Source organism: Tsukamurella sp. II2bb (assembly GCF_057815145.1).
The window spans coordinates 248,636-272,856 of record NZ_JBYPZI010000003.1 but is presented as its reverse complement, the minus strand read 5'-3'; the positions used below and the strand labels follow the sequence as shown (position 1 = coordinate 272,856).

Genomic DNA, 24,221 nt, shown 5'->3' with positions numbered 1-24,221 from the left:
AGCACGATGACGATCAACCGTAGGCAGTTCCTGGTGGGCGGGGCGGGGGTGGCCGGGGTGGCCGGAGTGGCGGCCCTCGCCGCGTGCGGGAACAACGACGGTGCCACCGCCGGCCCCCGGAACGCGGAGATGATCTTCATCGGCGGCCCCGTGATCACGGTCGATGCCAAGAACACCCGCGCCGAGGCGGTCGCGATCAGCGGGGGGAAGATCCTCGCCGTCGGCTCCCAGGCGGACGTGATGAGCCACCGGTCGAAGGACACGAAGGTCGTCGACCTCAAGGGTCGCGCGCTGCTCCCCGCGTTCGTCGAACCGCACAGCCACCCCATCCAGATCGCCGAGACACTGGGCCCGCCCGCCGTCGACGTCCGGCCGTTCGTCGTGCCGACGGGCGCCGGCGTCATGCAGAAACTGGCCGATACCGTCGCGAAGACGCCGGCCGGCACGCAGATACTGCTGTACGGGATCGACGTGGTGCTGCAGCCGGACCTGCAGTTGCCGACGCGGGTACAGCTCGATCAGCTCGCGCCGAACAACCCGGTGATCCTGGTGGCCAACAGCGGCCACGCCGCCTATGCCAACACGGCGTCGTTCGCGCTGGCCGGCATCACCAAGGACACGCCGAACCCCGTCGGCGCGGAGTACGTGCGCGGTCCGGACGGCGAGCTGACCGGTGAGGTGCTCGAGGCCGCGGCGCTCACCGCCTTGGCGACCCCGTACATCACGAAAGTGGCGCAGCCCAAGGCGTACGAGAATCTGCAGTGGGCGTTCGGCCAGCTCGCGGCCGCGGGCATCGCCACCGCCAGCGAGCACACCTACAACCGCGCGCAGCAGGAGAAGCTCTACGCCACGATCGCGGCGGACCCGAACGTCAAGCTGCGGATCCGCGCCTACGAGATCGGCACCCCGGACAACGCGAAGGACCCGAACCACAAGGCCGGCAAGCCCGTCGGGGCCGATCAGATGTTCGCGCAGATCGGGATGAAGCTGTGGGCCGACGGGTCGCCGTGGCAGGGGAACATCTTCACCTCCTTCCCGTACCTCGATACCGCCGCGACCCGGCGCATGGGGCTGGAACCGCACCATCACGGCGGAATGAACTACACGAAGGAACAGATCACCGATCTGGCGACCGCCTACATCAAGCAGGGCTGGCAATTGTCGTGCCATGTGCACGGGGATTCTGCGATCGACGTCGTTCTCGACGCGTATCAGACCGCCCAGTCCCCCGCCGCCGTCCGCTCGCGCCTCGAACACACCGGGGCGATGACGCCGGCCCAGTTCGAGCGGGCCCAGAAACTCGGCATCACGCCCAGTCTCTTCATCGAGCACGTCTACTACTGGGGCGACGCCCTCATCGACGAACTCTTCGGCGAGGAGCACGGCGCGCATTGGATGGCCGCCAATTCCGCTCTGAAGGCGGGCAATCGCATTTCGTTCCACAACGACGGCAACGTCGCTCCGCCCGATCCGATCGGCAACATCGCCACCGCCGTCACGCGGACCGCCAAGGGCAGTGGCCGCGTTCTCGCTCCGGAGGAGCGCATCACCGTGGAGCAGGCGATCCGTGCCCAGACCATCGACGCCGCCTGGCAGCTGCACCTCGACACCGAGACCGGCAGCCTCGAACCCGGCAAGTACGCCGACCTCGTCGTCCTGTCGAACGATCCCACCGCCGTCGCACCGGACAAGATCCGCGACATCACGGTGTCCGAGACCTACCTCGCGGGGAGGAACACCTTCACGGCATGAACTCGACATGTCTCACAGGAGTGGCGGGGAGTACCCGAGCGTCCACAGTATGAACCGCGAGAGCACCAGAAGGGGAGTCACCGGAGCACCCGTAACATCAACTGCCGGACAACCGAACTCATCGCCCGCCAGATACCACGGCGAGTCAGGACTGGTGATATCGCAGAACACCGCGCCCACATCACCATTGAAAACCATCATGAGATTCCGCGGATCCGGGTAATACGGCACCTTATAACCGAAACTCGCATCCTCAGCAAAATACTCGGGCTCATCGATTCCGACCCAGTCCGCCCACGATATGATTTCCGCTAGCGGCGCAACACGGTCCCCCGGCGCGCGAATATCTAGCACAAAGCCGTCATGAACGCTCTTGTAGAACTCCTGCACGCTGGCATTCATGCGCGTCAACATCGGCGACTCCACATCATGAACAGGCAGGAAACCAACGCAACCAACGCGTCCGGGATAGTCGTCAGCACTGCCCGACTGGAAGAGGTACGCCACAACGAGACGTGACTCGCCCCCTCCGCCACGCACTTCAGCGAGCGCCACATCCGCCTGCCTCACTACAGACGCAACCTCATGAAACCCCGCCCCCACCGCCTCCCACGCCCGCGAGGCGATCAACCCGTTCTCCCGGCAATCATCACCGAGTTCGGACCACCACCCCGGAACAACAGAGTCCCCCCGAACCGGAACAAGTTCGCCACCGATCCGCCGAACGCCACCCGAATTCAATCGATCAACGAGCTCTCGACTCCGCACATCAGTATCCCACCACACGATCGCCCCTACAGATAGCGTCTACCCGGCCGCCTCACATCCGACGGGCATGCCGCCACCGGCAACAGTGGGGCGGCTTCGATACGCGGAACGCGCCACGATACTTCACATGAGTGGCGGGGAATACCCGAGCGTCCGCAGTATGAACCGCGACAGCACCAGCAGCGGAGTCACCGTCGCACCAGTGACATCGACCGTCGGACATTCGAACACATCACCCGCCCGGTACCACGGCGAGTCAGGACTGGTGACATCACACAACACCGTACCCACATCTCCGTTTAAGATCATCATCAGATTCCGTGGATCCGGAAAATACGGCACCCCATAACCGAAACTCGCATCCTCCGCGAAGTACTCGGGCTCACCGATTCCGACCCAGTCTGCCCATGATTCAATATCTTCTAGTGCCGCTACATCGTCCCCCGGCGCACGGATATCCAGCACGAATCCGTCATGGACACCCTTATAGAACACCTGCACGCCGGCATTCATGCGCGTCAGCATCGGTGACTCCACATCATGAACAGGCAGGAAACCGACGCAACCAACACGTCTAGAATCGTCTCTGCCCGACTGGAACAGGTACGCCACAACAGGGCGTACCTCTCCATCTACGCCACATACTTCAGCGCGTGCTACATCCGCATGTCTCACGGCAGCTGTGATCTCATAGAACCCCGCCCCCACCGCCTCCCACGCACGCGAGGCGATCAACCCATTCTCCCGACAATCATCACCCAACTCAGACCACCACCCCGGAACACCAGATTCCCCCCGAACCGGAACGAGTTCTCCACCGATCCCCCGAACCCCACCCGCATTCAACCGATCAATGAGCTCCCGACTACGCATATCAGTATCCCACCACACGATCGCCCCTACAGACAGCGTCCACCCGGCCGCCTCACATCCGACGAGCATGCCGCCACCGGCAACAGTGGGGCGGCTTCGATACGCGGAATGCGCCACGATACTTCACATGAGTGGCGGGGAGTACCCGAGCGTCCGAAGTATGAACCGCGACAGCACCAGCAGCGGAGTCACCGGCGCACCCGTAACATCGACCGTCGGACATTCGAACACATCACCCGCCCGGTACCACGGCGAGTCAGGACTGGTGACATCGCACAACACCGTACCCACATCTCCGTTTAAGATCATCATCAGATTCCGTGGATCCGGAAAATACGGCACCTTATATCCGAAACTCGCATCCTCCGCAAAATACTCCGGTTCGCCGATTCCGACCCAGTCTGCCCACGACACGATATCTGCAAGCGCTGCAACGTGTCGTTCCCGTATACGAATATCCAGCACAAACCCGTCATGAACGCTCTTGTAGAACTCCTGTACATCAGAATTCATGCGCGTCAGAATCGCTGATTCCACGTCGCAAGCGGGCAGGAAACCGACGCAACCAACCCGCTCAGAGTCGTCGCTATCAACACCGTCCGGCGGGAAGAGGTACGCTACAACCGGGCGCGCCTCTCCACCTACTTCCCGCACTTGAGCAAGTGTGACATCCGTCTGCCTCACCACAGACGCAACCTCATGGAACCCCGCCCCCACCGCCTCCCACGCCCGCGACGCGATCAACCCGTTCTCCCCGCAGTCATCGCCCAACTCGGACCACCACCCCGGAACACCGGAGTACCCCCGAACAGGGGCGAGTTCGCCACCGATCCCTCGAACGCCTCCCACATTCAATCGATCAATGAGTTCTTGACTACGCATATCAGTATCCTACATCCACGCTACGCACCTCGCACCAGTCGCGCCGCTTCAATCAACAACGCCTTCGAAAACGATGGATCGATCGGGTTCGATGCAGGCCGGAAGTCTGGATCAGACTTCGCTTGGACGGTGACTACGTGATACTGATCAAACCACGCCTTGAAGGTAAACGAATCAATCACCTTGCCGTCGATCGTGCTTATCACACCGCGCGTTCCCTCTACGTCAGCCCCTTCGACTCGTGGAAGGTCATCGGGCTCGGTCACCAGCGCATAGGAGCCGTCGGGATACCTGAGCGACATGTCCCGACAGGAGTCGTCGGTGCGTCGAGGCAAGGCGGTGCTCGGAATTTCCTGGCTGATAATCGTAAACTGCACGCCTTTCACGGAGGCGCCCACCGTACGAACTTTTGAACCCACCGTCCGACCTGGACGAACGATCTCGTCAGCGAAACCCTGGCACGTGGTCGGCGTCACTATCGCCCTCTGTGCATTCACGGCCGCCGGAACGTCAGCCCCGAGAGTGATTTCTTTCCTCCCCGAATCATTCACGGTCACTCCCGGTGGGAACATCTTCGATACACCGTAAATGCGCGACGAATCGCGACCTACCGGTTCCTCGTCCGAGGAGCCAGTGGTCGCTATGATGACCGTTCCCCCAATCAGGCTGAGAGCAAGAACGACGACCAGCCAAGCTGGACGCTTTAGAATCCGCCTTCCGGAGGATGAAGTATTTGACACCCCTTCATCGCGCGAACTCACTCCAGCGTCACCATCAGGCTTTCCATTTTCATCACTACCGGCCATAGTCACCCTTTCTCCCTAACTAGCGAGAACAAACCCTATGAATAGGAGCGCTGCACCGCCAACAACCACAACTGCGGCACCCCCACAAACCGTCGGAGCCGCTCCACACCCTACCGCAGCCAGTGTCGGCCATGCGGGAAGCTCGATACCCGGTTTAGCGGGAACCTCAGCGGGCGAACTGGTCGGTGGATTCGATGTCGTGACATTCGGAGCCGGTGGCGCAACCACTGTCGTCTCCGGCGCGGTAGGCGCCTGAGACGTCGGCATTGTTTCAGTCGGCGGCGATACGTACGTAGTTGTGGCGGGCAGATCGCTCGTCATCGGCGGAATCGTACGATCGAGCGTGCCCGAATCCGGGTCAGCTGGTGTCACCTGAGTTCCGTCGCCGCCCGCGGAGTCCGTTGCCTCACCGGAGGATCCCGCTCCCGCGGCCTGTTTAGCCGCTCGCGCATTTGTAATCATCTTGTGAAGCTTGGGCGAGATCGCCTTTTCACGTCGACACATCTCGGCGAGCTGGTCCACAGAAATCTCAGAGTCGATCCTGTCTCTCGCGCCCCATCCTGGTCGCACGCCATACTCGGAGAAGAGATTGTCGTTCTTAGATCCGTTCCAAGGCCCGTGCAGGAACATCAAATTCGAAACATCGTCAGCTATCGCAATCTGCGCAGATAGACTCAGCCCCTTGAATCCGTCCATTCCCCACAACCGTTTCAACGGTATAATATGATCAATATGATCATCATATCCCAGCTTATTCCTCAGCCTCCCCAGCCGTTTATAGTTCGGCGCCTTCCGCGCTTCATCCTCGAATTTCAACCACTTCTGCCGGTCTTCATCACTATCGAACTTTCCGTCTGGCTTAGGGCTGAACCAAGGGTTGTCTTCACACTTGGCCTCCTCGCGCTTCTTCTTTCGTGCCGCATCGCGCTGTTCTCTGGACGTCTGGGTTTGACGATCAGACGTCTGCTCCTGCTGCCGGCCCGAATTCTGGTCTGCCTGCGGTACCGATTGATCCCCATCGACAATCGGCTTTCCATCCGCTGGCGGATTGGGGATATTCGGGGTCTGAACCCTGGGGCCGGTGTTTCCCGAATTTCCGGTGTTCCCTGCATTGGGCGAGACGGCCGGGTTGGGCGGGGCCTGGCCGGGCGCGACTTGGCCGGGAAGGACTTGACCGGGGTTGATGGGGGCCTGCGGCGCGACCTGCCCCGGCACCGCCCCCTGTCCAGATCCACTGCCGGTTCCGGGCCCGGTCCCGGGCCCAGGCGGCCATCCCGGGCCGTTCGGGTCGGCGACCGCTACCGGGACCACGTACTGCGGAAGCAGTACGTTTCCGGTCACCGCGAGCATGAAGATCAGGAACGCGGCGATCCATGGCGCCGCCTTTGATCGAGGCTTCCCCACACGCATGACGTTCCCCCCCACACTGTCAACAACATCGAACGATCCACGAGAACACTACCGCGAACTTTGCTACCTCGAAGTGTCAACCCGCGATATCGCGAATATCGCGGCGACCCGGAACCGTTTCGTGGGCCCGACTATGGGACAGCGGGAGATGCCGGCTTCAAGACAGGACGCCCGGGGGAAGGCTGCACGGAAGGCTTGGGAGCACTCGGTTTCGCCGAACCGGCGACGGGCTTGGCCACGGCGGCACCGGACGAGACAGGCTTTGCAGGGCTTGTCGGCTGTGCGCCTGCAATGCTAGCGTTGGCAGGTGCTTCGGTCACCGGAGGAGGAACATCGGCCTTGCCTGGGTTGTCTCGTTCGATCCACAACACTTTGCCGTAGGTGCTCTGGCTCGAAGTCCCCTCGGCAGTAACAATAGTGGCGGTAGCAAAAGAACGCACCTGTGCGCCGCCGAGGCAGCCGTCGAAACTCAGGCGAGTTTCTCGGATCACAATGTATGCAGATCCACCCGCAAGGTTCTTCGTAGCAATCGTGAAGTCCCGAGTTTGCCCGGCGCCGATTGTTCCAGTTATTGTTCCAGTAGTAGTGACCGTGTCACCGAAAGTGCCACTGATGCTCGGGGTGACCGACCCGTTCACTGAGCCGTTCCCCTCGCCGCCGCTGGATCCGCCGGAGCCACCCGCAGTCGCCCCGACAGTAGCGGACAAACCGGGCGTCACACTGGCGTAAACTGCGTTTGACAACGTACCGCCGATTTGCAGCGACTGAGCCTGGGCTGGGCATCCGAGTTGAACGCCGATCGTCAAACTCGCTGCCAGCACCGGACTCTTGGGCTTGCGCCTCGGATCTTTGGGCGTGATCGTCGCTTCCCCCGCAAGCTGTGACCACGCCTCATAACTGTTCAAGCCCCGACCGATCGGCAAAGTCGAACGCAGGTTCTCCGCATATTTCCACACCCTCAGGACATGGCCCTCGCGGGTCTCGATCGCGCGACTGGTATCCGCGAACAATCCACCGCGAATATCACCGGGACGGCTCGGCACATCCGGCGCCGGCGGATCCGCCGCAGCAACACCGCCAGCCAGGATCGCGCTGACCGCGACACCGACCACAGCGAGTTTCCACAGAATCCAGCGGAAATGTTGATCACGCCGCCGCCGCTCCGGCTCTCCCCCATGCCGCGCAGCGCGGTCGATCCTCTTGCTCGTCACGTTGTCCCGCTCCCTGGAGATCACATTGGCCACTTTGGCAACTCTTGTAACACTCAACCTTAGATTTAAGGTTTCTCCAAGCGCAAAGCGTGATCGTTATGGGAACGTAATCCTGAGCCCAGGCGCATACCTGCCGCACAACCGCCGCGCGGCGCTGATCAGAGCACCTGGGAGAGGAAGGTGCGCAGGCGCTCGCTCTCGGCGTCCTCGAACAGCTTGTCCGGCGGCCCGGCCTCGATGACCTTGCCGGCATCCATGAAGACCACGTTGTCGGAGACGCTGCGCGCGTAGCCCATCTCGTGGGTCACCACCACCATCGTCATCCCCTCGGCGGAGCACTCCGTCATCAGCGCGAGGATGCCCTTGACCAGCTCGGGGTCCAGGGCCGAGGTGGCCTCGTCGAAGAACATCACCTGCGGCCGCATGGCCAGCGCCCGCGCGATGGCCACGCGCTGCTGCTGGCCGCCCGACAGGCTCGACGGGCGCTTGTCGGCCTTCTCCCGCAGGCCCACCACCTCCAGCTCGGCGAGCGCGAGCTCCCGCGCCTCCTCCGCGCTCAAGCCTCGCAGCTTCCGCGGTCCGAGGGCCACGTTGTCCACGACGGACTTGTGCGGGAACAGGTTGAACTGCTGGAAGACCATGCCGATCCGGCGGCGCAGCTCGTCCGGATCGTCCTTCAGCACGGAACGACCATCGAGCAGGATGTCGCCCGACTGGGGCTCGTGCAGCCGGTTGAGCACGCGCAGCAGCGTCGACTTGCCGGACCCGGACGGTCCGATCACCGTCGTCGTGGTGCCGGCGGGGACGTCGATGTCCACGCCCCGCAGCACGTGGTTGGCGCCGAAGGCGAGGTGCAGGCCCTTGCCCTCGAGCGAGACGGGCACGATCGGCGTCTTGCCGGGCACGGACGGCGCGGCGGTCTGGTTCTCGGTCACGGCGGTCAGCCCTTCTCCACGGCCAGGTCGAGCTCGACGGGGGTCTGCTCCCGCTTGCCCGAGCGCAGCCGCGCGTCGATGTAGTTCACCAGGTGGGTCAGCGGCACCGTCAGGACCAGGTAGAACAGGCCCGCGGCCACCAGGGGCGAGAGGTTACCGGTGTTGGCGTTGAGGTCACGACCGACGGCGAAGAGCTCGCGCTGCGTCGCCAGCAGGCCGAGGAAGTAGATCAGCGAGCTGTCCTTGATCAGCGAGATGAACTGGTTCATCAGCGCCGGGAGCACCCGCCGCACGCCTTGCGGGATCACCACGAGCGACATCGACTGCCGGTAGCTGAAACCGATCGCGCGCGCCGCCTCCATCTGGCCCGACTCCACCGACTGGATGCCGGAGCGGAAGATCTCGCCGATGTACGCCGCCGCCAGCAGGCCGAGGGCCACGGCGCCGAGCCAGTACGGATTGTTCCCGGTGATGTCCTTGACCACCGGCCCGATCCCGAGACCGAACAGCAGGATCACGACCACCGCGGGGAGACCGCGGAAGACGTCGGTGTACACCCGGGCCGGCCAGCGCAGCCAGCGGGTGCGGGAGATCCCCGCCACCGCGAGCAGCAGCCCGAGCACGGTGCCGATCAGGCCGGAGACGACCGCCAGGATCAGCGTGTTCGGCAGGCCCGTCTTGAGCAGGTACGGGAACGCCTCGCGGTAGAGCTTCCAGTCGAAGAAGGTCTCGCCGAGCTGCGCGAGGGTGCCCTTCTGCTCCGTGGCCCCCGACGGTGCCGGCTTGTCGGCCGCGTGCTGCTTGGCGATCGCCGCGAAGTCGGGCAGGTGCGGCGCGGGCGCCGCCTTCGACCCGGGCTTCCAGCCCTTCGGCATCTCCCGCGGGGCCCAGTCCGTGTACAGCTTGGCGTAGGTGCCGTCGGCGATGATCGCGTCCAGACCCGAGTTCAGGGCGTCCACCAGGGGCTGGTTCCCCTTCGCCACGGCCCAGCCGACGAAGTTGTTCACCGAGAAGGTGTTCTCCACGATGGCCGTGCCGTCGCTGGGCTTGACCTGGCCGTCCGCCTGGGCCGACGGTGCGATCCACGCGTCGATCTGGCCCGAACGCAGGTTCGCGTAGGCGGTGGCGTAATCGGGGTACTGCACCGGCTGCAACTTGAGCACGTTCCGGACGTACTCGTCCTGCACCGTGCCCTGGACCACGCCGATCCGGTTGGCGGCGGTGAGCTTGTCGAACCCGGTGAGCGGCGAGCCGGACTTCACCACCAGGGAGAAGTAGCCGAAGTCGTAGCCGTTGGTGAACGCCACCGTCTGCCGCCGCGCGTCCGTGGTGGTGATGGACGACGAGCCGACGTCGTAGCGCTTGGTCGCCACGGCCGAGAGCAGGCCCGAGAACTCGGTGCCGGAGAACTCGATCTTCAGGCCCAGCTTCTGGGCGATCGCCTTGAGCAGCTCGTTGTCGAAGCCCGTGTACTGGCCGGTGGCCTGGTTCAGGCAGATGCTCGGCGGGGCGTCGCCCAGGGTCCCGACGGTGATCGTGCCCGGCGTGATCAGCCCGAGCGCGTTCTTATCGATGGACTCCAGCGGCACGACGCCCGGCGTCGTGTACTTGTCGACGTCCTGGTTGCCCGCCGCGGCGAGGTTGACGGGCGCCGCCGATGCGGACGCCTCACCGGGCGGGGAGCACTTCCCGGGGTCGGGCGCGGCGGCGGCGATGCCCGCCGGCGACACCAGTGCGAGAAGGAGTCCGAGCAGCGGGATCACGGCGAGAAGCCGGAGGCCTCCGCCCGTTCTGGGTGCAGTCACGCGTGAACCTTACGGTGTTTCCGATCCCGAGACGATATTTTGCATCGCGCATGATCCCAACTCAGCGGCCCAGGACCGCGTCCCGCGCGAGCGCGGCCGCGCCGAGCATGCCGGCGCGTTCGCCCAGCTCCGTCGCCCGGATCCGGGCTTTGCGGCGGTACCGTCCGCCGGTCACCTGCTTGGCGTAGTGCTCGCGCGCATCGTCGAGGAACAGGCGCGAGGACGCGCCGACACCGCCGGAGAGCACGATGAGGTCCGGGTCGAAGACGTCGCTGACCATCGCCAGGCCGATGCCGAGCCACCGCGCGAGCTCGCCAACCGCCTCCTGCGCCACCGGATCGCCCGCCTCGGCAGCGGCCGCGACCTTGCGCCCCGTCAGCGAGCCGGGATCGTCGGCCAGCTCCCGCGAGAGCAGCACCCCCCGCGACCCGGAACCGCCCATCAGGTCGATCGCCGTCTCCACCAGCGCGGTGCCGCTGCAGTAGCGCTCCCAGCACCCGGACTTGCCGCAGTCGCACGGCCGGCCGTCGGGCATCACCTGCAGGTGCCCCAGTTCCGGCGCGACCCCGAAGGCCCCGCGGTAGATCTCGCCGTCGATGAGCAGCCCCGCGCCGATGCCGGTCCCCAGGGCGACGACGCAGGTCACGCGCGCCTGCCGGGCCGCACCGTGGACGAACTCGGCCCACGCGGCGGAGTTCGCATCGTGCTCCATGACCACCGGCAGACCGATCCGCGCGGCCATCTCGGCGGGCACCGCCGCCTCGCGCCACGGCAGGTGCGGGGCGAAGGCGACCCGCTGCCGCGCGGGATCGAGGAAGCCCGCCACGGCCAGGCCGACGGCGCGCACGTCGTGCTCGACGCACAACTCCTGCACGACGCGGTCCAGGCACCGTTCGAGGGCCGCGGCGCTGCGCGGCGTCTCGGCCCGCGCGGTGTCGATGACGGTCCCGTCGTCCGTCACCACGCCGGCGCGGACCGAGGTGCCGCCGATGTCGATGCCGATCGTCAGGGTCATACCGGGGGCTCCTCCTCGGGGCTGGACAGCCGGACGTCGATGCGCTCGTACCCGCCGGCCTGCGACGACGGCGCGGTGGGCGCCGCGCCGGGCTCGGCCGGCTCCGCCGTGCCGGTTCCGTTCACCGTCGACAGGTAATCGGCGGCGACGGCCGCCGCCGCCGTCCGGGCACTGCCCAGCAACTCCTCCGCGAGCCGCAGCAGGTCGGCGAGCACCTCGTCGGCGAAGTGCCCGAGGGACTTCGAGGCCTCCACCGCGAAGGGCTCGATGTGCCGGGCCACGGCGCCGCCGAGCGCGCACAGCCGGCAGGAGCCGGGATCCCCGTCGGGATGCGCGGAGTGCTCGGCGAGCGCCGCCGCGATCCACGGGCGAGCCGTCTCGAACAGGCGCGCGGCGGAGGCGAAGAACTCCTCCGACGGGTCGGGAGTGGGGTCAGCCACGGGGCCACACCTCCGGATCGGGGACGAAGGTCACGCGCAACTCCCCCTCCTCGTAGGTGGCGCCCGCGACGACGCACCGGCGCAGCACCGACGGTAGCCGCAAGCGCCGCCGCACACCCTGCGCTTCGACGACGACATCCTCCTCGACGCGGCCCAGCCCGATCGTGGTGGGGTCCACCAGCGGCAACGCGATCGACCATTCGTACCGCGCGTCGAGCCCCGGGCCGCCCAGCGCACGGACGGCGGGCACGGGAACCACCGCGGGCGCGGCGTCGAGGATCGCCCCCGCGTCCCAGTCGAGCGCGGCGGCCTGCGCAGCGGTCCGGAGCGGCTCCGCGGCCTCGGCCACCTCGATGACGGGACGGTCGAGCTCCGTCGCCACCTCGGCCAGCGCCTCGCGCGCATCGTCCTGCGCCGCCACGCGGGCGCGCACCAGCCGGACCGCGGGGTGCGGCAGGTCCAGCGCGAACCGGTCGTCGACGTCGATCAGGCGACTGAGTACCAACGCGACCGGCCGCAGGCCCAGGACCTCGAGCGCCGCGAGTTCCGCGCGCGCCAGAGCGGGACGGCCGCCGTCGCCGGTCGTGACGTGCACCAGTTCGAGCACCGTCCGGTCGGCGACGAACGCGGCCAGCCGGTCGGCGAGCCCGGCGAGGGGTTCGGCGAGGAGCAGCGCGGCCAGCGCACCCGCGGCGGGCCCCGACGCCGGGCCGGACAGCCGGACGTGCCGCGGCCAGACCCGCTCGAGGTAGGCGGCGAGGGACGCGGGTGCGGTGAGCAGGGAGACCAGGCCGTCGAAGGCCGGACCGTCCACCACGACGGTGCGGTACTCCCCGGAGTCGACGTGCCCGCGGACGGCGCGGAGGACGAGAACGTGCTCGGCGTCGGCGAGGCCGGTCAGCTCGGGCGGCTCGAGGGCGAACGGGTCGAAGCCGGACGCCCCGCCGTCGGCCTCCCCGAGCCCGCGCCCGGCGCGGACGGTCGCGGACAGGCTCCCCCACCACTGCGCGAGCAGCTCGACGGGGTTGAGGTGCACGTGGTCGAACGGGCCGCTCCCGTCCGCCAGCAACGGATCGACGGTCCGCCCGACGGTGACCAGCAGCGCGCGGCCGCGTTCGGCGGCCCGGGCGGCGAGCGCCGTCGCCACGGTGGTCCGGCCCGCTCCCCCGGCGCCGGACACCAGCAGCAATCGGGTCGCGGGGCCCTGCGCGGGCATCAGGATTGCGCCGCCGACTCGCCCTCGACGTGGCGCTTGAGCTCCCGCAGGGCGGTGTCGGTGATCGCCTTCTCCGCCTTGCGGCGGAGCATGCCGAGCATCGGGATCTGCAGGGTGACCTCGAGCGTGTAGGTGACGGTGGTGCCGGCGCCGTCGGCCGTCGGCGTCAGGTCGTACCGGCCGTGCTGCGTGCTCTGCAGGGTGCTCGCCGCGAGGTCCCACTCGACCGACCGACCGCCCGGAGCCCACCGGTACTCGAGCTCGTAGGTGTCGCGGAGGAAGCCCTCCTCCAGGACGAAGCGCACGCGCCGGGGCATGCCGTCCGCGGTGGTCTCGAGCACGGTGACCTCACGGGCCGCCGACACCCACTCGGGGTAGCGGTCGAAACCGGAGATCGCGGCCATGATCGACTCCGGCGGCGCCGCGATGACGATGGATTCGCGGGTGCGGTCCGCGTCAGACACGCTCCACCTCCCCGACCGCGGGACCGCCCAGGACCCGTCCGTCCTCGGCGGCGAACTTCACGTCGAACATCACGTCGTGGCCGCGGACCCGGCGCTCGCGCACATCGGCCGCGATCCGCTCGGGCGTCATCGGGCCCTTCGGCTCGGCGTGCAGGAAGTAGTGCAGCAGGCTCCCGTCGAGGTGGGGCTCGATCCAGAACTCCGAGGTCCCGGTGACGGCACCGTCGACCTTCCACCGGATGCCGAGATCGCCCCGGTCCTCGGTGACGGTCAGGCGCAGGTCGGGGAACCAACCGCGCCACCGCTGCGCGCCCGCCATCGCGGCGGCCACGGCACTCGGGTGGGCGGCGACGAAGGCGACGTCGGCCACTTGGATGGTGCTCACCTCCTAAGCTTCACACATCCCCCCGCCGGGCGGACGGTGCCGGGTCCGTTCGAGTTCGGAACGGGCCCCGCGCAAGCTCGGAACGGGCCCTGTGCAGCGGTGTAAGGTTCCCCACAAAACCGTCGTTTGCGACCCGGAGGATTCGTGCGCGAGATCAGCGTCCCCGCCAACTACACCATCGACCCCTCGGCCTCGACGGTCGATGTCGTCTTCGACGTGGCCCGCACGGACCCGGACAGCGTCCGCGTCAAGCGCCTCGTCGCGGGGAACTGGGAGCCGGTGACCTCCAAGCAGTACGAGCGGGAGATCCTCGGCGTCGCCAAGGGACTCGTCGCGCAGGGGGTGAGGCCCGGGGACCGGGTGGCGCTGGTGTCCTCGACGCGCTACGAATGGCCGCTCATCGACTTCGCGATCTGGGCCGTCGGCGCCGTGACCGTGCCGGTCTACGAGACCAGCTCCTCCGGCCAGATCGACTGGATCCTCGAGGACTCCGACGCGGTCCTGCTGATCATCGAGGGTCCGAAGCAGGCCGCCGAGGTCGCGGAGCTGACGGATCTGCACAAGGTGCAGCGGGTCCTGCGGATCGAGCCGGAGGAGGGTGAGAAGGGCGCCGTCGAGATCCTCACCGCCGAGGGCGAGGGCGTCACCGACGAGCAGGTCCACGCGGGGCGCGCCGATGTCACGGCGGACGACCTCGCCACCCTGATCTACACGTCCGGCACCACCGGGCGTCCCAAGGGCTGCGAGCTCATGCACTCGAACCTCATGAGCGAGGCCGATGCGATCCTCGCCTCCCCCTTCGGCGACGCGATCCGCGGTGGTTCCAACGTCATGTTCCTGCCGCTGGCGCACGTGCTGGCCCGCGCCGTGAACATCGCCTGCTTCAAGGGCGGCGCGGTGGTCGGCCACTTCAACGACACCAAGAACCTGGTGCCGCAGTTCTCGGTCTTCCAGCCCACACTGATCCTCTCGGTGCCGCGCGTCTTCGAGAAGGTCTTCGCCTCCGCGCAGCAGAGCGCCGTCGACGGCGGCAAGGGCAAGATCTTCGAGGCGGCCGTGCAGACCGCGATCGAGTACAGCCAGGCGCAGGACACCGGCGGCGCGGGCCTGATCCTCAAGGCCAAGCACACGCTCTTCGACAAGCTGGTCTACGGCAAGCTCAAGTCGGCGCTCGGCGGGAACTGCAAGGTCGCGATCTCGGGCGGCGCGCCGCTGGGCGCGCGCCTGGGCCACTTCTTCCGCGGCGTCGGCGTCACCGTCATGGAGGGCTACGGCCTCACCGAGACCACCGCGGCCATCACGGTCAACGTGGCGGGCGCGCAGAAGATCGGCACCGTCGGGCGTCCGCTCGGCGGCCAGGCGGCGAAGATCGCCGAGGACGGCGAGATCCTGCTCAAGGGCTCCGTGGTCTTCCGCGGGTACTGGCGCAACGAGGAGGCCACGAAGGCCGCCATCGAGGACGGCTGGTTCCACACCGGCGACCTGGGCTCGATCGACGACGACGGCTTCCTGTCGATCACCGGGCGCAAGAAGGAGCTCATCGTCACGGCGGGCGGCAAGAACGTCTCGCCCGCCGGCCTCGAGGACGCGCTGCGCAGCAATCCGCTGATCTCGCAGGCCATGGTCGTGGGCGACGCGCAGCCCTTCATCGCCGCGCTGGTCACCATCGACCCGGAGGCCTTCCCGCAGTGGAAGGAGGCGAACGGCAAGCCCGCCTCCGCGACCGTCGCCGACCTGCGCAGCGATCCCGATCTGGTGGCCGAGATCAACCGCGCCGTCGCGGTCGCCAACGACACCGTCTCCAAGGCCGAGGCCATCAAGAAGGTGCGCGTCCTGCCGGAGGACTTCTCCGAGGAGACCGGCGAGATGACGCCCACCATGAAGGTCAAGCGGAACGTCGTCTCGCAGAAGTACGCCGACGACATCGCCGAGATCTACGCGTAGGACCCCCGACGACGGACCGCCGCACCGGACTTCCGGTGCGGCGGTCCGCGTTCTCCGGTTCGACGGTGCCCGCGGGCTCAGTACGGGCCGAGCAGGGTCTGCAGGCGGTGCCCGAGGCGCCGCCAGTCGAAGTGCTCGGCGACGAGCTCGCGGCCGCGCGCGCCCATCGTCGCGGCGCGGTCGGGGTCGGCGAGCAGGCCGGCGACGGCGTCGGCGATCGCCTCCACGTCGCGGCCGGGCACGACGTGGCCGGACTCCCCCTCCCACACCGTCTCCGGCGCGCCGCCGGAATCGCCGGCGACGACTGGCTTTCCGGTCGCGGACGCCTCGAGGAAGACGATGCCGAGGCCCTCGACGTCGAGACCCGCGCCGCGGGTCCGGCAGGGCATGGCGAAGACGTCGCCCAGGTTGTGGTGCGCGGCGAGTTCATCGAACGGGACCGTCCCCGTGAAGACCACCTGCTCCTCGACGCCGACGCGCCGCACCAGCGCGTGCAGGGTCTCCGCGTACGGGCCGCCGCCCACGATCACCAGCTTGGCGCCGGGCACCTGCTCCCGGATCCGCGGCAGGGCGCGGATCAGCATGTCCTGCCCCTTACGCGGCACGAGCCGCGACAGGCACAGCACCACGGGCTCGTCGGCGCCCAGCCCGTACCGCGCCCGCAGGGCCGCGCGGGCGGCATCGTCGGGCTTGAAGACGTCGGTGTCGACGCCGGGCGGGAGGTGCTCCAGCGCGGCCCGCGGGCCGAAGGCTGCGGCGAACCGGCCGCGGGTGTACTTGCTCACGAACGTGGTGACGTCGGTGGTGTCGCCGATCCGGCGCAGACAGGCGCGCGAGGGTTGCAGCATCGACCAGCCCACCTCGTGGCCGTGCGTGGACGCGACGGTGCGCCGCGCGCCCGCGTCCTTGAGCGGGGCCCCCAGCAGGGCCAGCGGCGCGGCGGCACCGAACCAGACGGTGTCGATGTCGAGGCCGCGCACCAGGTCGCGGGCGCGGGCGAAGGCGTCCGGAGTGGGCAGCAGCAGCGTCGTCGGGTGCCGGACGACCTCGAAGGGCTGCGCCGCGTCGTACTCCTCGCTGCCGCGCCAGCGGGAGGCGTAGACGACGATCTCGTCAGCGGGCAACTGCCGGACGAAGGCCTGGAGGTAGGTCTGTATGCCACCGGGCCGGGGCGGGAAGTCATTGGTGACCAGCAGCGTGCGCGGCATGGTGACCAAGCCTAGCTAGTAGCGGACCGCCGACTTGTAGGGGCCCGCCGCGTCGACCGGGACGACCTTGACGGGCACACCGTAGGTGGACGCGTGCACGACCTTGCCGTCGCCGATGTACATGCCCACGTGCGTGGCGGCCGAGTAGTAGACGACGATGTCGCCCGGCTGCAGCTGATCGCGCGACACCGGCCGCCCGCCGGCCAGCTGCGCCTGGGACGTGCGCGGCAGGGACTTCCCCGCCTGCTGGTAGGCCCACACCATCAGGCCCGAGCAGTCGAACTGGCCCGGACCGGTGGCGCCGAAGGAGTAGGGCGAGCCGATCCGCGTCAGCGCGGCGCGCACGGCCGCGAGCTCGGCCGTGCTCCCCGCCGGCACCTTGCTCGGATCGAAGGGGGTCGGCGGGCCGATCAGCGTCTGGCGCTGCGCACCGGTCAGGCGGTCGTAGATGGCCTTGATCCGGGCGATCTCCTGGGCCAGGCGCGACTTCTTCTGCTTGAGATCGGAGACCTTGCGCTCGGCGTCGGTGCGGGCTGACTCGGCCGACTTCGCCGCCTCCGACGCGCGGGTGGCGGCGGACTCGGCGGCGGCCTTCGACTTCTTGTAGGCGTCGACCGTGGCCACGACGTCCCGGTTGATGAAGTCGAGGGTGGACATCTGGTCGAGCATCTGCTGCGGAGAATCGCTCACGAGCAGCGCGTACGTCCGGTTGGTGCGCGCGCCCTTGTAGTTGGCGACGATCACGGCGTCGATCTGGGGCTGCAGCGCCGCCTGCCGCGCCTGCACGGCGGCGATCTCACGCTTCGCCGCGACCAGGGTCGCGTCCGCGGCGCGTTTGGCCGCGGCGGCCTTGTCGGCCTCCTCCTGGGCGGCCTTGGCCGCCTCGTTCGTGCCGGAGGCCTGCTCCGAGAGCGCCTGGTACTGCTTCAGTGCGGCGTCGGCCGTATCGGGATCGGCGGTGGCGCTCCCGACCACGGTCAGGCCCGCGACGAGGACGAGCGCCGCCGACGCGGCGGCGCCGCGCGCGGCAGAAGAGCGGGGATGGAACGTCGATGACACGGCCGAGCGAGTCCTTCCGAAGCTGGAGCGCGATTGCGAGGGCAATCGTTGCCAGGTTACGTCAGTACCGACGAGCGGAGTACACGGACATCTCGTTGAGGGGGCTCACCTTGACGGGGATCCCGTAGTTCACCGAGTGCACGACCTTGCCGTTGCCGATGTACAGCGCGGCGTGGCTGCCGCCGTTGTAGATCACGATGTCGCCGGGCTGCAGGTCCGAGATCGGCACCGAACGCCCGCCGCCGAGCTGGCCCCAGCTGTCGCGGGGAACCGTGATTCCGGCCTGCTTCATGGACCAGTAGACCAGGCCCGAGCAGTCGAACGAGTTGGGGCCGGCGGAGCCGTACGAGTAGGGCAGGCCGGTGCGCGACAGTGCCGCCTGGACGACCTGGGCCTTGGCACCGCCGGGCTGCACACCGGCGACGGTGGTGATGCCGGGCTTGGGGGCGATGGACACGCCGCTGACCACATCGGGGCGCGCGGCGGTGTTGCGAGTGGCCACGGTCTGCGCGGGCTTCGCCGGCGCGCCGGGCTTCCCCTGCGCCGCAGGTGCCACGCCGGGCTTGACGGCGGCCGCCGGAGCGGGCTTGACGGCGGGCTTCGCGTTGGGCGCCGCGGGGACGGGCGCTCCGGGGGCCGGAACCGGCGCTGCGGGAGCCGGCGCGGGAGCTGCGAAGGCGGCCGTGGGGGCCGCGAACGTACCGATGGTCACGGCACCCGCTGCCAGTGCACCGCGGGCGGCGGTGGCGCCCCGGCTGGGCTGCGGCTGAAGTCGGTGTTTCGCCACGAAGCGATTCTCCTAAGTTTCTTCCCGACCGCCGACCGAGTTAGCTGACGGGTTCGGGCGAGGAAGATGCCCTACCCCGGAGGCGTGAGCCTCCGGCGATTCACCCCGGATAACACGTGTGGGTCCCCGGCGAGGCCGTGCGGCCTCTTAGGCGGTGACCTCGGGAGACGGGGCGGTTTTCGCCCCGGGCACCTCCGCAAGGTCTCAGAAAGATTACGAAATGGAAACGCACCTGTCTAGCCGAACGCGCCGAATCCGCCGTGAAAGTTCCCCGGGGTTCCCCTGGGGGCGCCCGTCATCCGGCGCGTTTCACCTGGTCAGGAACGATTCGCAGGCGCGGCAGCATCCCCTCGCCCGCGAACGCCGCGATGGCCTCGCGCAGGCCCGGATCCGCCGTGATCGTTGAACTCTCAACCCGCTCCTCAGGGACCCGCGGCCGTGTCGGACCGGACGAGGGGACGGACGGCGCGGCGACGACCACCGGGCCGAGCAGCAGCCCCACGGAGCAGTCGCCGCACGCCCGGGGCCGGGCGGGGCAGACGGAGCAGTCGACATGCAGTGCCATGGTGTTTCCCTTCGTCATCGGTCTCGATCGGCTGCGACGCTAGCCGCACCGACTGACATGTTTCGCGCGCCCGTTCGGTCGGGCCGAACCTGTCGGTGGGGTGTTCTACGGTCACGGCATGCAGCTGAGCCTGGACGAGTGCGCGACGGATGTCGTCGATCCGCCGCTGCGGGAGGTGACCTTCGTCGTGGTCGATCTGGAGACCACCGGAGGCTCCCCCACGGGCGGCGATGCGATCACCGAGATCGGTGCGGTCAAGGTGCGCGGCGGCGAGGTGCTCGGCGAGTTCGCCACCCTGGTCGATCCGGGACGGGGGATCTCACCGCACATCACCCACCTCACCGGCATCACCACCGCGATGGTCACCGGCGCCCCGCGGATCGAGTCGGTCCTGCCGTCCTTCCTGGAGTTCGCGCACGGCGCGGTCCTGGTGGCGCACAACGCCCGGTTCGACCTCGGCTTCCTCAAGGCCGCCGCGGCCGCTACCGGCACGCCGTGGCCCAAGCCGGCGTCGCTGTGCACGGTCCAGCTGGCTCGGCGGGTACTCACGCGGGACGAGGCACCGTCGGTCAAGCTCAGCGAGCTCGCGCGGCTGTTCCGTACCGAGACCACGCCCAACCACCGCGCGCTCGACGATGCCCGCGCCACCGTCGAGGTACTGCACGGGCTGATCGGCCGGGTGGGCAACCAGGGCATCCACACCCTCGGGGAGCTGCGCGGGCACCTGCCCACCGTGACCCCGCAGCAGCGCGCCAAGCGCCACCTGGCGGACCCGCTCCCGGAACGGCCCGGCGTGTACCTCTTCCGGGGGCCGGGCAACGAGGTGCTCTACGTGGGCACGTCGGGGAACCTGCGCCGGCGCGTGCGCAGCTACTTCACCTCCGGGGAGACGCGGGGCCGGATCAAGGAGATGGTCGGCCTCGCGGAGCGGGTGGACCACGTGGAGTGCGCGCACGCGCTCGAGGCGGCGGCGCGGGAGCTGCGCCTCATCGCGGCACACACTCCCCCGTACAACCGCCGGTCGAAGTACCCGAAACGCGGCTGGTGGATCTGCCTGACCGCGGAGCCCTTCCCCCGGCTCGCCGTGCGCCGGGCCGCGCCGCCGGGCACGCCGTGCATCGGCCCGGTCCGTTCGCGGACCGACGCGGCGGATCTGGCGGAGCTCCTCGCGGAGACCTGTGGGCTCCGCACGTGCGCCACGCGGCTGCGGGCCGGGGCCGTGCACTCCTGCGCCCTCGGGCCCGACGGGGCGCGTCCCCTCGGCGGGTGCCTGGCCTCGACCGCCGCGCCCGAGCCGGCGGCGCTGTACCGGCCCCGGGCGGACCGGGCGACCGCGGCGCTGACCGGCGCCTCGTCGGAGGTCTTCGGCGCGCTGGAGGCGCGCCTGGCGGCGCTGGCGGAGCGGGAGTTCTTCGAATCGGCGGCGCGGCTGCGCGATCGTGCGGCCCGGCTGGTCGACGCGGTGGCCCGCTCGCACGCCCTGCTCGCCTTCGCCGGCGTGGCGGAGCTGTCGATCGCCCACCCGGACGGTAGCGGCGGCTGGGAGCTGTCGATCGTCCGGCACGGCCGGCTCGCGGCGGCCGGGGTCGCACCCCGCGGGGTGCCCCCGATGCCGGTCTTCGAGCGCCTGCGGGCCGGCGCGGAGGCGGTCTACGAGGCCGGCGGTGATCCCCTGGCCGCGCCGGACGTACCCGACACCCTCTTCCCGGCCGACATCCTGCACGGCGCCAGCCCCGAGGAGGCCGCGCTGCTGCGCCGCTGGGCGCTGCGCCCGGGGACGCGCATCGTCGACGTGCAAGGCGCGTGGGCCGAGCCCGTCTCCGGCGCGGGCCGCTGGCTGGAGTGGGCCGGGCGCGCCTCCGAGGCGGGGCGCGACGCCCGCGCGGCGGCGGCGCATCCGCGAGGGACGGCAAGGCAATACAGTGAGGAGGTCACGCATGCCGCGTGAGTAGAGCGAACGAAAGGCCGCGTACGTGATCACCGCGATCGTCCTCATCAACGCCGACGTGCACCGCATCCCCGAAACCGCGCAGGCCGTCGCGAACGTCGAGGGCGTGACCGAGGTCTACTCGTGCGCGGGAGACATCGACCTGATCGCGAAGGTGCGCGTGCGGCACCACGACGAGATCGCCGCGGTGGTCACCGAGAAGATCAACCGCATCGACGGCGTGGCGAGCACGTCCACCCACATCGCCTTCCGCGAGTACTCCTCGGCGGACGTCGACGCGGGGTTCGACATCGGGAACTGACCGGGGACCGACCGCCCCGCCGCGGCCAGTAGGTCAGTAGCCGCTGTGGCTCACCTCGGCGGCGTCGGCCTCGATCCCGAAGTCGGCGGCCTGCTGGACGATCTTCTGCGCGCGGGCCAGCCGCGGCAGGTCCGAACCGTCGGTGATCTTGCCGCCCGACTTCTCGAAGGCGTCGATGAAGCCGTGCGCCCAGGAGACGTCCGCGTCGCTGGGGCTGAGCCCGGCGTTGATGATGCCGGCATGCTCGTGCGTGAGGCACAGCTTGCCGGACATGCCCATCTCCTTGGCGTGCGCGGTGCCGGTCGGCAAGTGCGTGACGTTGAGCGTCGGGCCGTCGATCGGAGCGGGCAGCCGCGCGGCGCGGGAGGCGATCACGAGCTGCGAGCGGGCGTAGGCGAGCGCGATGGGATCGTCGCCCGCGGCGGTGTCCCGCTTGAAATCGCCGGTGCCGAAGGCGATCCGGAAGGTGGACGGGGCGGACGCGATCTGCGCGACGTTCTGCACGCCGCGCGCCGTCTCGACCAGGGCGAGAATCCGGGTGCCGTCGGCCAGGCGGTCGGCGGTGTCGTCCAGGTGGCTCGCGGATTCGGACTTCGCGAGCATGATGCCCTCGAGGCCCTCGCAGTGCTTGAGCGCGGCGCAGTCCTCGCTCCAGAACTCACTGGCGGCGTCGTTGATGCGCACCCAGGCCCGATGACCGGTGGTCAGCCATTCGACGGTGTCGAGCCGCGCCTGCTTCTTGTCGTTGGCCGCGACGGCGTCCTCCATGTCGATGATCACGGCATCGGCCTCGCTCGCCTGGGCGATGGCGAACAACTCGGGATGCGAGGCCGGGACGAGCAGCCAGGAACGGGCGATCTGGGGGGAAACGGTGCGCTTGCTCACCCGCATCAGTTTAGTCGGCGAGCGCCCTGAAATTCCACGAAACGGAATTCTATTCCGAAATATCGGCGACCGCGGCGCCGTACGCGGCGACGAGCGCGTCCGCCTCGACGAGCGCGCTGTACCCGTGGGCACCCGCGCCGAGGGCCACCGTCGCCCCGGCGATCCGCTCGTCGACGTACACGGGCCAGCCGCCACGGGCGCCGACCGGGGTGATGGTGCCGCGCTCGTAGCCGGTGGCCTCGAGCGCCTCGTCCGCGGGCGGCATCGCCAACCGGTTCACGCCGACCACGGCGCGCAGTTTGGGCCACGCGATCGACCGGTCGCCCGGGACCAGTGCGAACAGGTAGTCACCCTCGCCCCTCCGCACGACCAGGGACTTGACCAGCTGCGACGGCGGGAGGTCCATGAGGGCGGCCGCCTCCTCCAGGCTGCGCGCGGCGGGCCGGGCCCGGACGGTCACCGTCAGGCCACGGGAGGCGGCGTCGGCGCGCATCCGGTCCAGCCCCGTCTCGCTCACGCGCCCGCGATCTCCTGCGACAGCGCGACCCAGCGGTCGAGCAGGGCGGCCGCCGCGCCCGAATCGACCGCCTCGGCGACCCGCGGCAGGTGCGCGGCGAGCGCGTCCTGCACCGGCTCCCCCGCGGTCAGGCCCTCGTAGGCCGCGACGGCGCCGGCGGAGTTCAGCAGGACCGCGTCGCGCACGGGTCCCCGCTCGCCGGCGAGGAAGGCGCGCGCGATCGCGGCGTTGACCGTCGCGTCGCCGCCGCGCAGGTCCTCCATCGTCACCCGCGGCAGCCCCAGCTCGCGCGGATCGACGGACTCGACCCCCACCCCGTCCTCCTGCACCCGCCAAACCGTGGAGGTCGACGTGGTGGTCAGCTCGTCGAGGCCGTCGTCGCCGCGCACGACGATGACGTGGTCCTGCCCGCCGCGGTCGGCGAAGGCCTGCGCGACGACGGGCGCGAGATCGGCGAAGGCGCATCCGACCAGGCCCGCGGTGGGCCGGCCCGGGTTGGCCAGCGGGCCGAGCACGTTGAAGACCGTCGGGATCCCGATCTCCTTGCGCGTGGCGCCCGCGAAGCGCAGGCCCGAGTGGAAGACGGAGGCGAGGCAGAAGCCGATGCCCAGCTCGGCGGTCGTGCGTGCGACACCGTCGGCGTTCAGCCCGATCGCCACGCCGAGCGCCTCCAGGCAGTCCGCGCCGCCCGACTTCGACGATGCCGCGCGGTTGCCGTGCTTGAGCACCGGCACGCCCGCCGCGGCCACGACGATCGAGCTCATCGTGGAGATGTTCACCGAATGCGAGCGGTCGCCGCCGGTGCCGACGATGTCGACGGCGCGCGCCGCGAAGGGCACGGGGGTGGTGAGCGAGAGCATGACATCGGCCAGCGCCCGCACCTCGACGGGCGACGGGCCCTTCATCTTCATCGCCACGCCGAACGCCGAGATCTGCGACGGGGTGGCACCGTCGCTCATGATCTCGGTCATCGCCCACCGCGCCTGCTCCGCGCTCAGATCGCGCTGGGAGGTGAGCTCGGTGAGAACCGTCGGCCAATCCATGC

24 protein-coding genes and 1 riboswitch are annotated in these 24,221 nt (G+C 68.9%); of the genes, 4 read left to right on the top strand and 20 right to left on the bottom strand.

Annotated features, from left to right (window positions below; all coding sequences use genetic code 11):
- The first annotated feature begins 6 nt into the window (after nucleotides 1-6).
- Nucleotides 7-1,752, top strand: a complete 1,746-nt coding sequence (locus tag AC21LY_RS09800; protein ID WP_489046270.1) for an amidohydrolase — start codon at nucleotides 7-9, stop codon at nucleotides 1,750-1,752.
- A gap of 12 nt (nucleotides 1,753-1,764) precedes the next feature.
- Here the strand turns inward: AC21LY_RS09800 and AC21LY_RS09795 are convergent, their stop codons facing one another.
- The 13 genes from AC21LY_RS09795 to AC21LY_RS09735 form a co-directional block, all read right to left on the bottom strand.
- Nucleotides 1,765-2,307, bottom strand: coding sequence for a hypothetical protein (locus AC21LY_RS09795; protein ID WP_489046269.1), 543 nt, complete (start codon nucleotides 2,305-2,307; stop codon nucleotides 1,765-1,767).
- A gap of 336 nt (nucleotides 2,308-2,643) precedes the next feature.
- Nucleotides 2,644-3,045, bottom strand: a complete 402-nt coding sequence (locus AC21LY_RS09790) for a hypothetical protein (RefSeq protein ID WP_489046268.1) — start codon at nucleotides 3,043-3,045, stop codon at nucleotides 2,644-2,646.
- 471 nt (nucleotides 3,046-3,516) lie between these two features.
- A complete protein-coding gene (locus AC21LY_RS09785) occupies nucleotides 3,517-4,275 on the bottom strand; it encodes a hypothetical protein (protein ID WP_489046267.1) in 759 nt (252 codons plus the stop codon).
- A gap of 20 nt (nucleotides 4,276-4,295) precedes the next feature.
- Nucleotides 4,296-5,081 (bottom strand): DUF5642 family protein, encoded by a 786-nt coding sequence (locus AC21LY_RS09780; protein WP_489046447.1) that lies wholly within the window; start codon nucleotides 5,079-5,081, stop codon nucleotides 4,296-4,298.
- 15 nt (nucleotides 5,082-5,096) lie between these two features.
- Complete coding sequence (locus AC21LY_RS09775; protein ID WP_489046266.1) at nucleotides 5,097-6,491, bottom strand: hypothetical protein; 1,395 nt, start codon at nucleotides 6,489-6,491, stop codon at nucleotides 5,097-5,099.
- Between the two features lie 131 nt (nucleotides 6,492-6,622).
- A complete protein-coding gene (locus AC21LY_RS09770) occupies nucleotides 6,623-7,735 on the bottom strand; it encodes an MspA family porin (RefSeq protein ID WP_489046265.1) in 1,113 nt (370 codons plus the stop codon).
- A gap of 125 nt (nucleotides 7,736-7,860) precedes the next feature.
- Nucleotides 7,861-8,637, bottom strand: a complete 777-nt coding sequence (locus AC21LY_RS09765; protein ID WP_489046264.1) for an amino acid ABC transporter ATP-binding protein — start codon at nucleotides 8,635-8,637, stop codon at nucleotides 7,861-7,863.
- Between the two features lie 5 nt (nucleotides 8,638-8,642).
- Nucleotides 8,643-10,442, bottom strand: a complete 1,800-nt coding sequence (locus tag AC21LY_RS09760; RefSeq protein ID WP_489046263.1) for an ABC transporter substrate-binding protein/permease — start codon at nucleotides 10,440-10,442, stop codon at nucleotides 8,643-8,645.
- Nucleotides 10,443-10,503: 61 nt separating this feature from the next.
- Entirely contained in the window at nucleotides 10,504-11,457 is a 954-nt protein-coding gene (locus AC21LY_RS09755; RefSeq protein WP_489046262.1) for an ROK family protein, read from the bottom strand.
- On the bottom strand, nucleotides 11,454-11,897 hold the full coding sequence (locus tag AC21LY_RS09750; RefSeq protein WP_489046261.1) for a hypothetical protein: 444 nt from the start codon (nucleotides 11,895-11,897) through the stop codon (nucleotides 11,454-11,456). The genes AC21LY_RS09755 and AC21LY_RS09750 overlap by 4 nt, the downstream gene beginning before the upstream one ends.
- On the bottom strand, nucleotides 11,890-13,113 hold the full coding sequence (locus tag AC21LY_RS09745; RefSeq protein WP_489046260.1) for an ArsA family ATPase: 1,224 nt from the start codon (nucleotides 13,111-13,113) through the stop codon (nucleotides 11,890-11,892). Before AC21LY_RS09745 ends, AC21LY_RS09750 begins: the two co-directional genes overlap by 8 nt.
- Nucleotides 13,113-13,577 carry an SRPBCC family protein gene (locus tag AC21LY_RS09740; RefSeq protein ID WP_489046259.1) on the bottom strand — a complete coding sequence of 155 codons (465 nt, stop codon included), beginning with the start codon at nucleotides 13,575-13,577 and terminating at the stop codon, nucleotides 13,113-13,115. The genes AC21LY_RS09745 and AC21LY_RS09740 overlap by 1 nt, the downstream gene beginning before the upstream one ends.
- A complete protein-coding gene (locus AC21LY_RS09735) occupies nucleotides 13,570-13,962 on the bottom strand; it encodes a hypothetical protein (protein WP_489046258.1) in 393 nt (130 codons plus the stop codon). The genes AC21LY_RS09740 and AC21LY_RS09735 overlap by 8 nt, the downstream gene beginning before the upstream one ends.
- 144 nt (nucleotides 13,963-14,106) lie before the next feature.
- Here AC21LY_RS09735 and AC21LY_RS09730 point away from each other — a divergent pair, with 144 nt between their 5' ends.
- On the top strand, nucleotides 14,107-15,906 hold the full coding sequence (locus tag AC21LY_RS09730; RefSeq protein WP_489046257.1) for an AMP-dependent synthetase/ligase: 1,800 nt from the start codon (nucleotides 14,107-14,109) through the stop codon (nucleotides 15,904-15,906).
- Nucleotides 15,907-15,983: 77 nt separating this feature from the next.
- Here the strand turns inward: AC21LY_RS09730 and AC21LY_RS09725 are convergent, their stop codons facing one another.
- From AC21LY_RS09725 to AC21LY_RS09710, 4 genes are all read right to left on the bottom strand, one after another.
- Nucleotides 15,984-17,114: a glycosyltransferase family 4 protein gene (locus AC21LY_RS09725; protein WP_489046256.1), complete on the bottom strand. Its 1,131-nt coding sequence runs from the start codon at nucleotides 17,112-17,114 to the stop codon at nucleotides 15,984-15,986.
- Nucleotides 17,115-17,129: 15 nt separating this feature from the next.
- Complete coding sequence (locus tag AC21LY_RS09720; protein WP_489046255.1) at nucleotides 17,130-18,173, bottom strand: C40 family peptidase; 1,044 nt, start codon at nucleotides 18,171-18,173, stop codon at nucleotides 17,130-17,132.
- A gap of 61 nt (nucleotides 18,174-18,234) precedes the next feature.
- On the bottom strand, nucleotides 18,235-18,960 hold the full coding sequence (locus tag AC21LY_RS09715) for a C40 family peptidase (protein WP_489046254.1): 726 nt from the start codon (nucleotides 18,958-18,960) through the stop codon (nucleotides 18,235-18,237).
- A 14-nt stretch (nucleotides 18,961-18,974) separates the two neighbouring features.
- A riboswitch (cyclic di-AMP (ydaO/yuaA leader) is annotated at nucleotides 18,975-19,124 on the bottom strand.
- Between the two features lie 131 nt (nucleotides 19,125-19,255).
- On the bottom strand, nucleotides 19,256-19,525 hold the full coding sequence (locus AC21LY_RS09710; RefSeq protein WP_489046253.1) for a hypothetical protein: 270 nt from the start codon (nucleotides 19,523-19,525) through the stop codon (nucleotides 19,256-19,258).
- A 118-nt stretch (nucleotides 19,526-19,643) separates the two neighbouring features.
- On the opposite strand from AC21LY_RS09710, the gene AC21LY_RS09705 reads away from it, so the two are divergent.
- Together AC21LY_RS09705 and AC21LY_RS09700 are read left to right on the top strand one after the other, a co-directional pair.
- On the top strand, nucleotides 19,644-21,473 hold the full coding sequence (locus AC21LY_RS09705) for a DEDD exonuclease domain-containing protein (RefSeq protein ID WP_489046252.1): 1,830 nt from the start codon (nucleotides 19,644-19,646) through the stop codon (nucleotides 21,471-21,473).
- A gap of 25 nt (nucleotides 21,474-21,498) precedes the next feature.
- Nucleotides 21,499-21,774 (top strand): Lrp/AsnC family transcriptional regulator, encoded by a 276-nt coding sequence (locus AC21LY_RS09700; RefSeq protein WP_489046251.1) that lies wholly within the window; start codon nucleotides 21,499-21,501, stop codon nucleotides 21,772-21,774.
- Between the two features lie 33 nt (nucleotides 21,775-21,807).
- On the opposite strand, the gene AC21LY_RS09695 is transcribed toward AC21LY_RS09700, so the two are convergent.
- Genes AC21LY_RS09695 through trpD form a run of 3 tightly spaced genes read right to left on the bottom strand, consistent with a single transcriptional unit; the run spans nucleotide 21,808 to nucleotide 24,219 of the window.
- On the bottom strand, nucleotides 21,808-22,665 hold the full coding sequence (locus AC21LY_RS09695; protein ID WP_489046250.1) for an HpcH/HpaI aldolase/citrate lyase family protein: 858 nt from the start codon (nucleotides 22,663-22,665) through the stop codon (nucleotides 21,808-21,810).
- A 43-nt stretch (nucleotides 22,666-22,708) separates the two neighbouring features.
- Entirely contained in the window at nucleotides 22,709-23,176 is a 468-nt protein-coding gene (locus AC21LY_RS09690; RefSeq protein WP_489046249.1) for an aminoacyl-tRNA deacylase, read from the bottom strand.
- Nucleotides 23,173-24,219: an anthranilate phosphoribosyltransferase gene (gene trpD / locus AC21LY_RS09685; RefSeq protein WP_489046248.1), complete on the bottom strand. Its 1,047-nt coding sequence runs from the start codon at nucleotides 24,217-24,219 to the stop codon at nucleotides 23,173-23,175. Before trpD ends, AC21LY_RS09690 begins: the two co-directional genes overlap by 4 nt.
- Nucleotides 24,220-24,221: the final 2 nt, after the last annotated feature.

Excerpts from the sequence above, each read along its gene's own strand:
- AC21LY_RS09800 (WP_489046270.1), top strand. The coding sequence starts at position 7 with ATGACGATCAACCGTAGGCAGTTCCTGGTGGGCGGGGCGGGGGTGGCC.
- AC21LY_RS09790 (WP_489046268.1), bottom strand. The coding sequence starts at position 3,045 with ATGCTGACGCGCATGAATGCCGGCGTGCAGGTGTTCTATAAGGGTGTC.
- AC21LY_RS09785 (WP_489046267.1), bottom strand. The coding sequence starts at position 4,275 with ATGCGTAGTCAAGAACTCATTGATCGATTGAATGTGGGAGGCGTTCGA.
- AC21LY_RS09780 (WP_489046447.1), bottom strand. The coding sequence starts at position 5,081 with ATGGCCGGTAGTGATGAAAATGGAAAGCCTGATGGTGACGCTGGAGTG.
- AC21LY_RS09775 (WP_489046266.1), bottom strand. The coding sequence starts at position 6,491 with ATGCGTGTGGGGAAGCCTCGATCAAAGGCGGCGCCATGGATCGCCGCG.
- AC21LY_RS09755 (WP_489046262.1), bottom strand. The coding sequence starts at position 11,457 with ATGACCCTGACGATCGGCATCGACATCGGCGGCACCTCGGTCCGCGCC.
- AC21LY_RS09745 (WP_489046260.1), bottom strand. The coding sequence starts at position 13,113 with ATGCCCGCGCAGGGCCCCGCGACCCGATTGCTGCTGGTGTCCGGCGCC.
- AC21LY_RS09725 (WP_489046256.1), bottom strand. The coding sequence starts at position 17,114 with ATGCCGCGCACGCTGCTGGTCACCAATGACTTCCCGCCCCGGCCCGGT.
- AC21LY_RS09710 (WP_489046253.1), bottom strand. The coding sequence starts at position 19,525 with ATGGCACTGCATGTCGACTGCTCCGTCTGCCCCGCCCGGCCCCGGGCG.
- AC21LY_RS09705 (WP_489046252.1), top strand. The coding sequence starts at position 19,644 with ATGCAGCTGAGCCTGGACGAGTGCGCGACGGATGTCGTCGATCCGCCG.
- AC21LY_RS09695 (WP_489046250.1), bottom strand. The coding sequence starts at position 22,665 with ATGCGGGTGAGCAAGCGCACCGTTTCCCCCCAGATCGCCCGTTCCTGG.
- trpD (WP_489046248.1), bottom strand. The coding sequence starts at position 24,219 with ATGGATTGGCCGACGGTTCTCACCGAGCTCACCTCCCAGCGCGATCTG.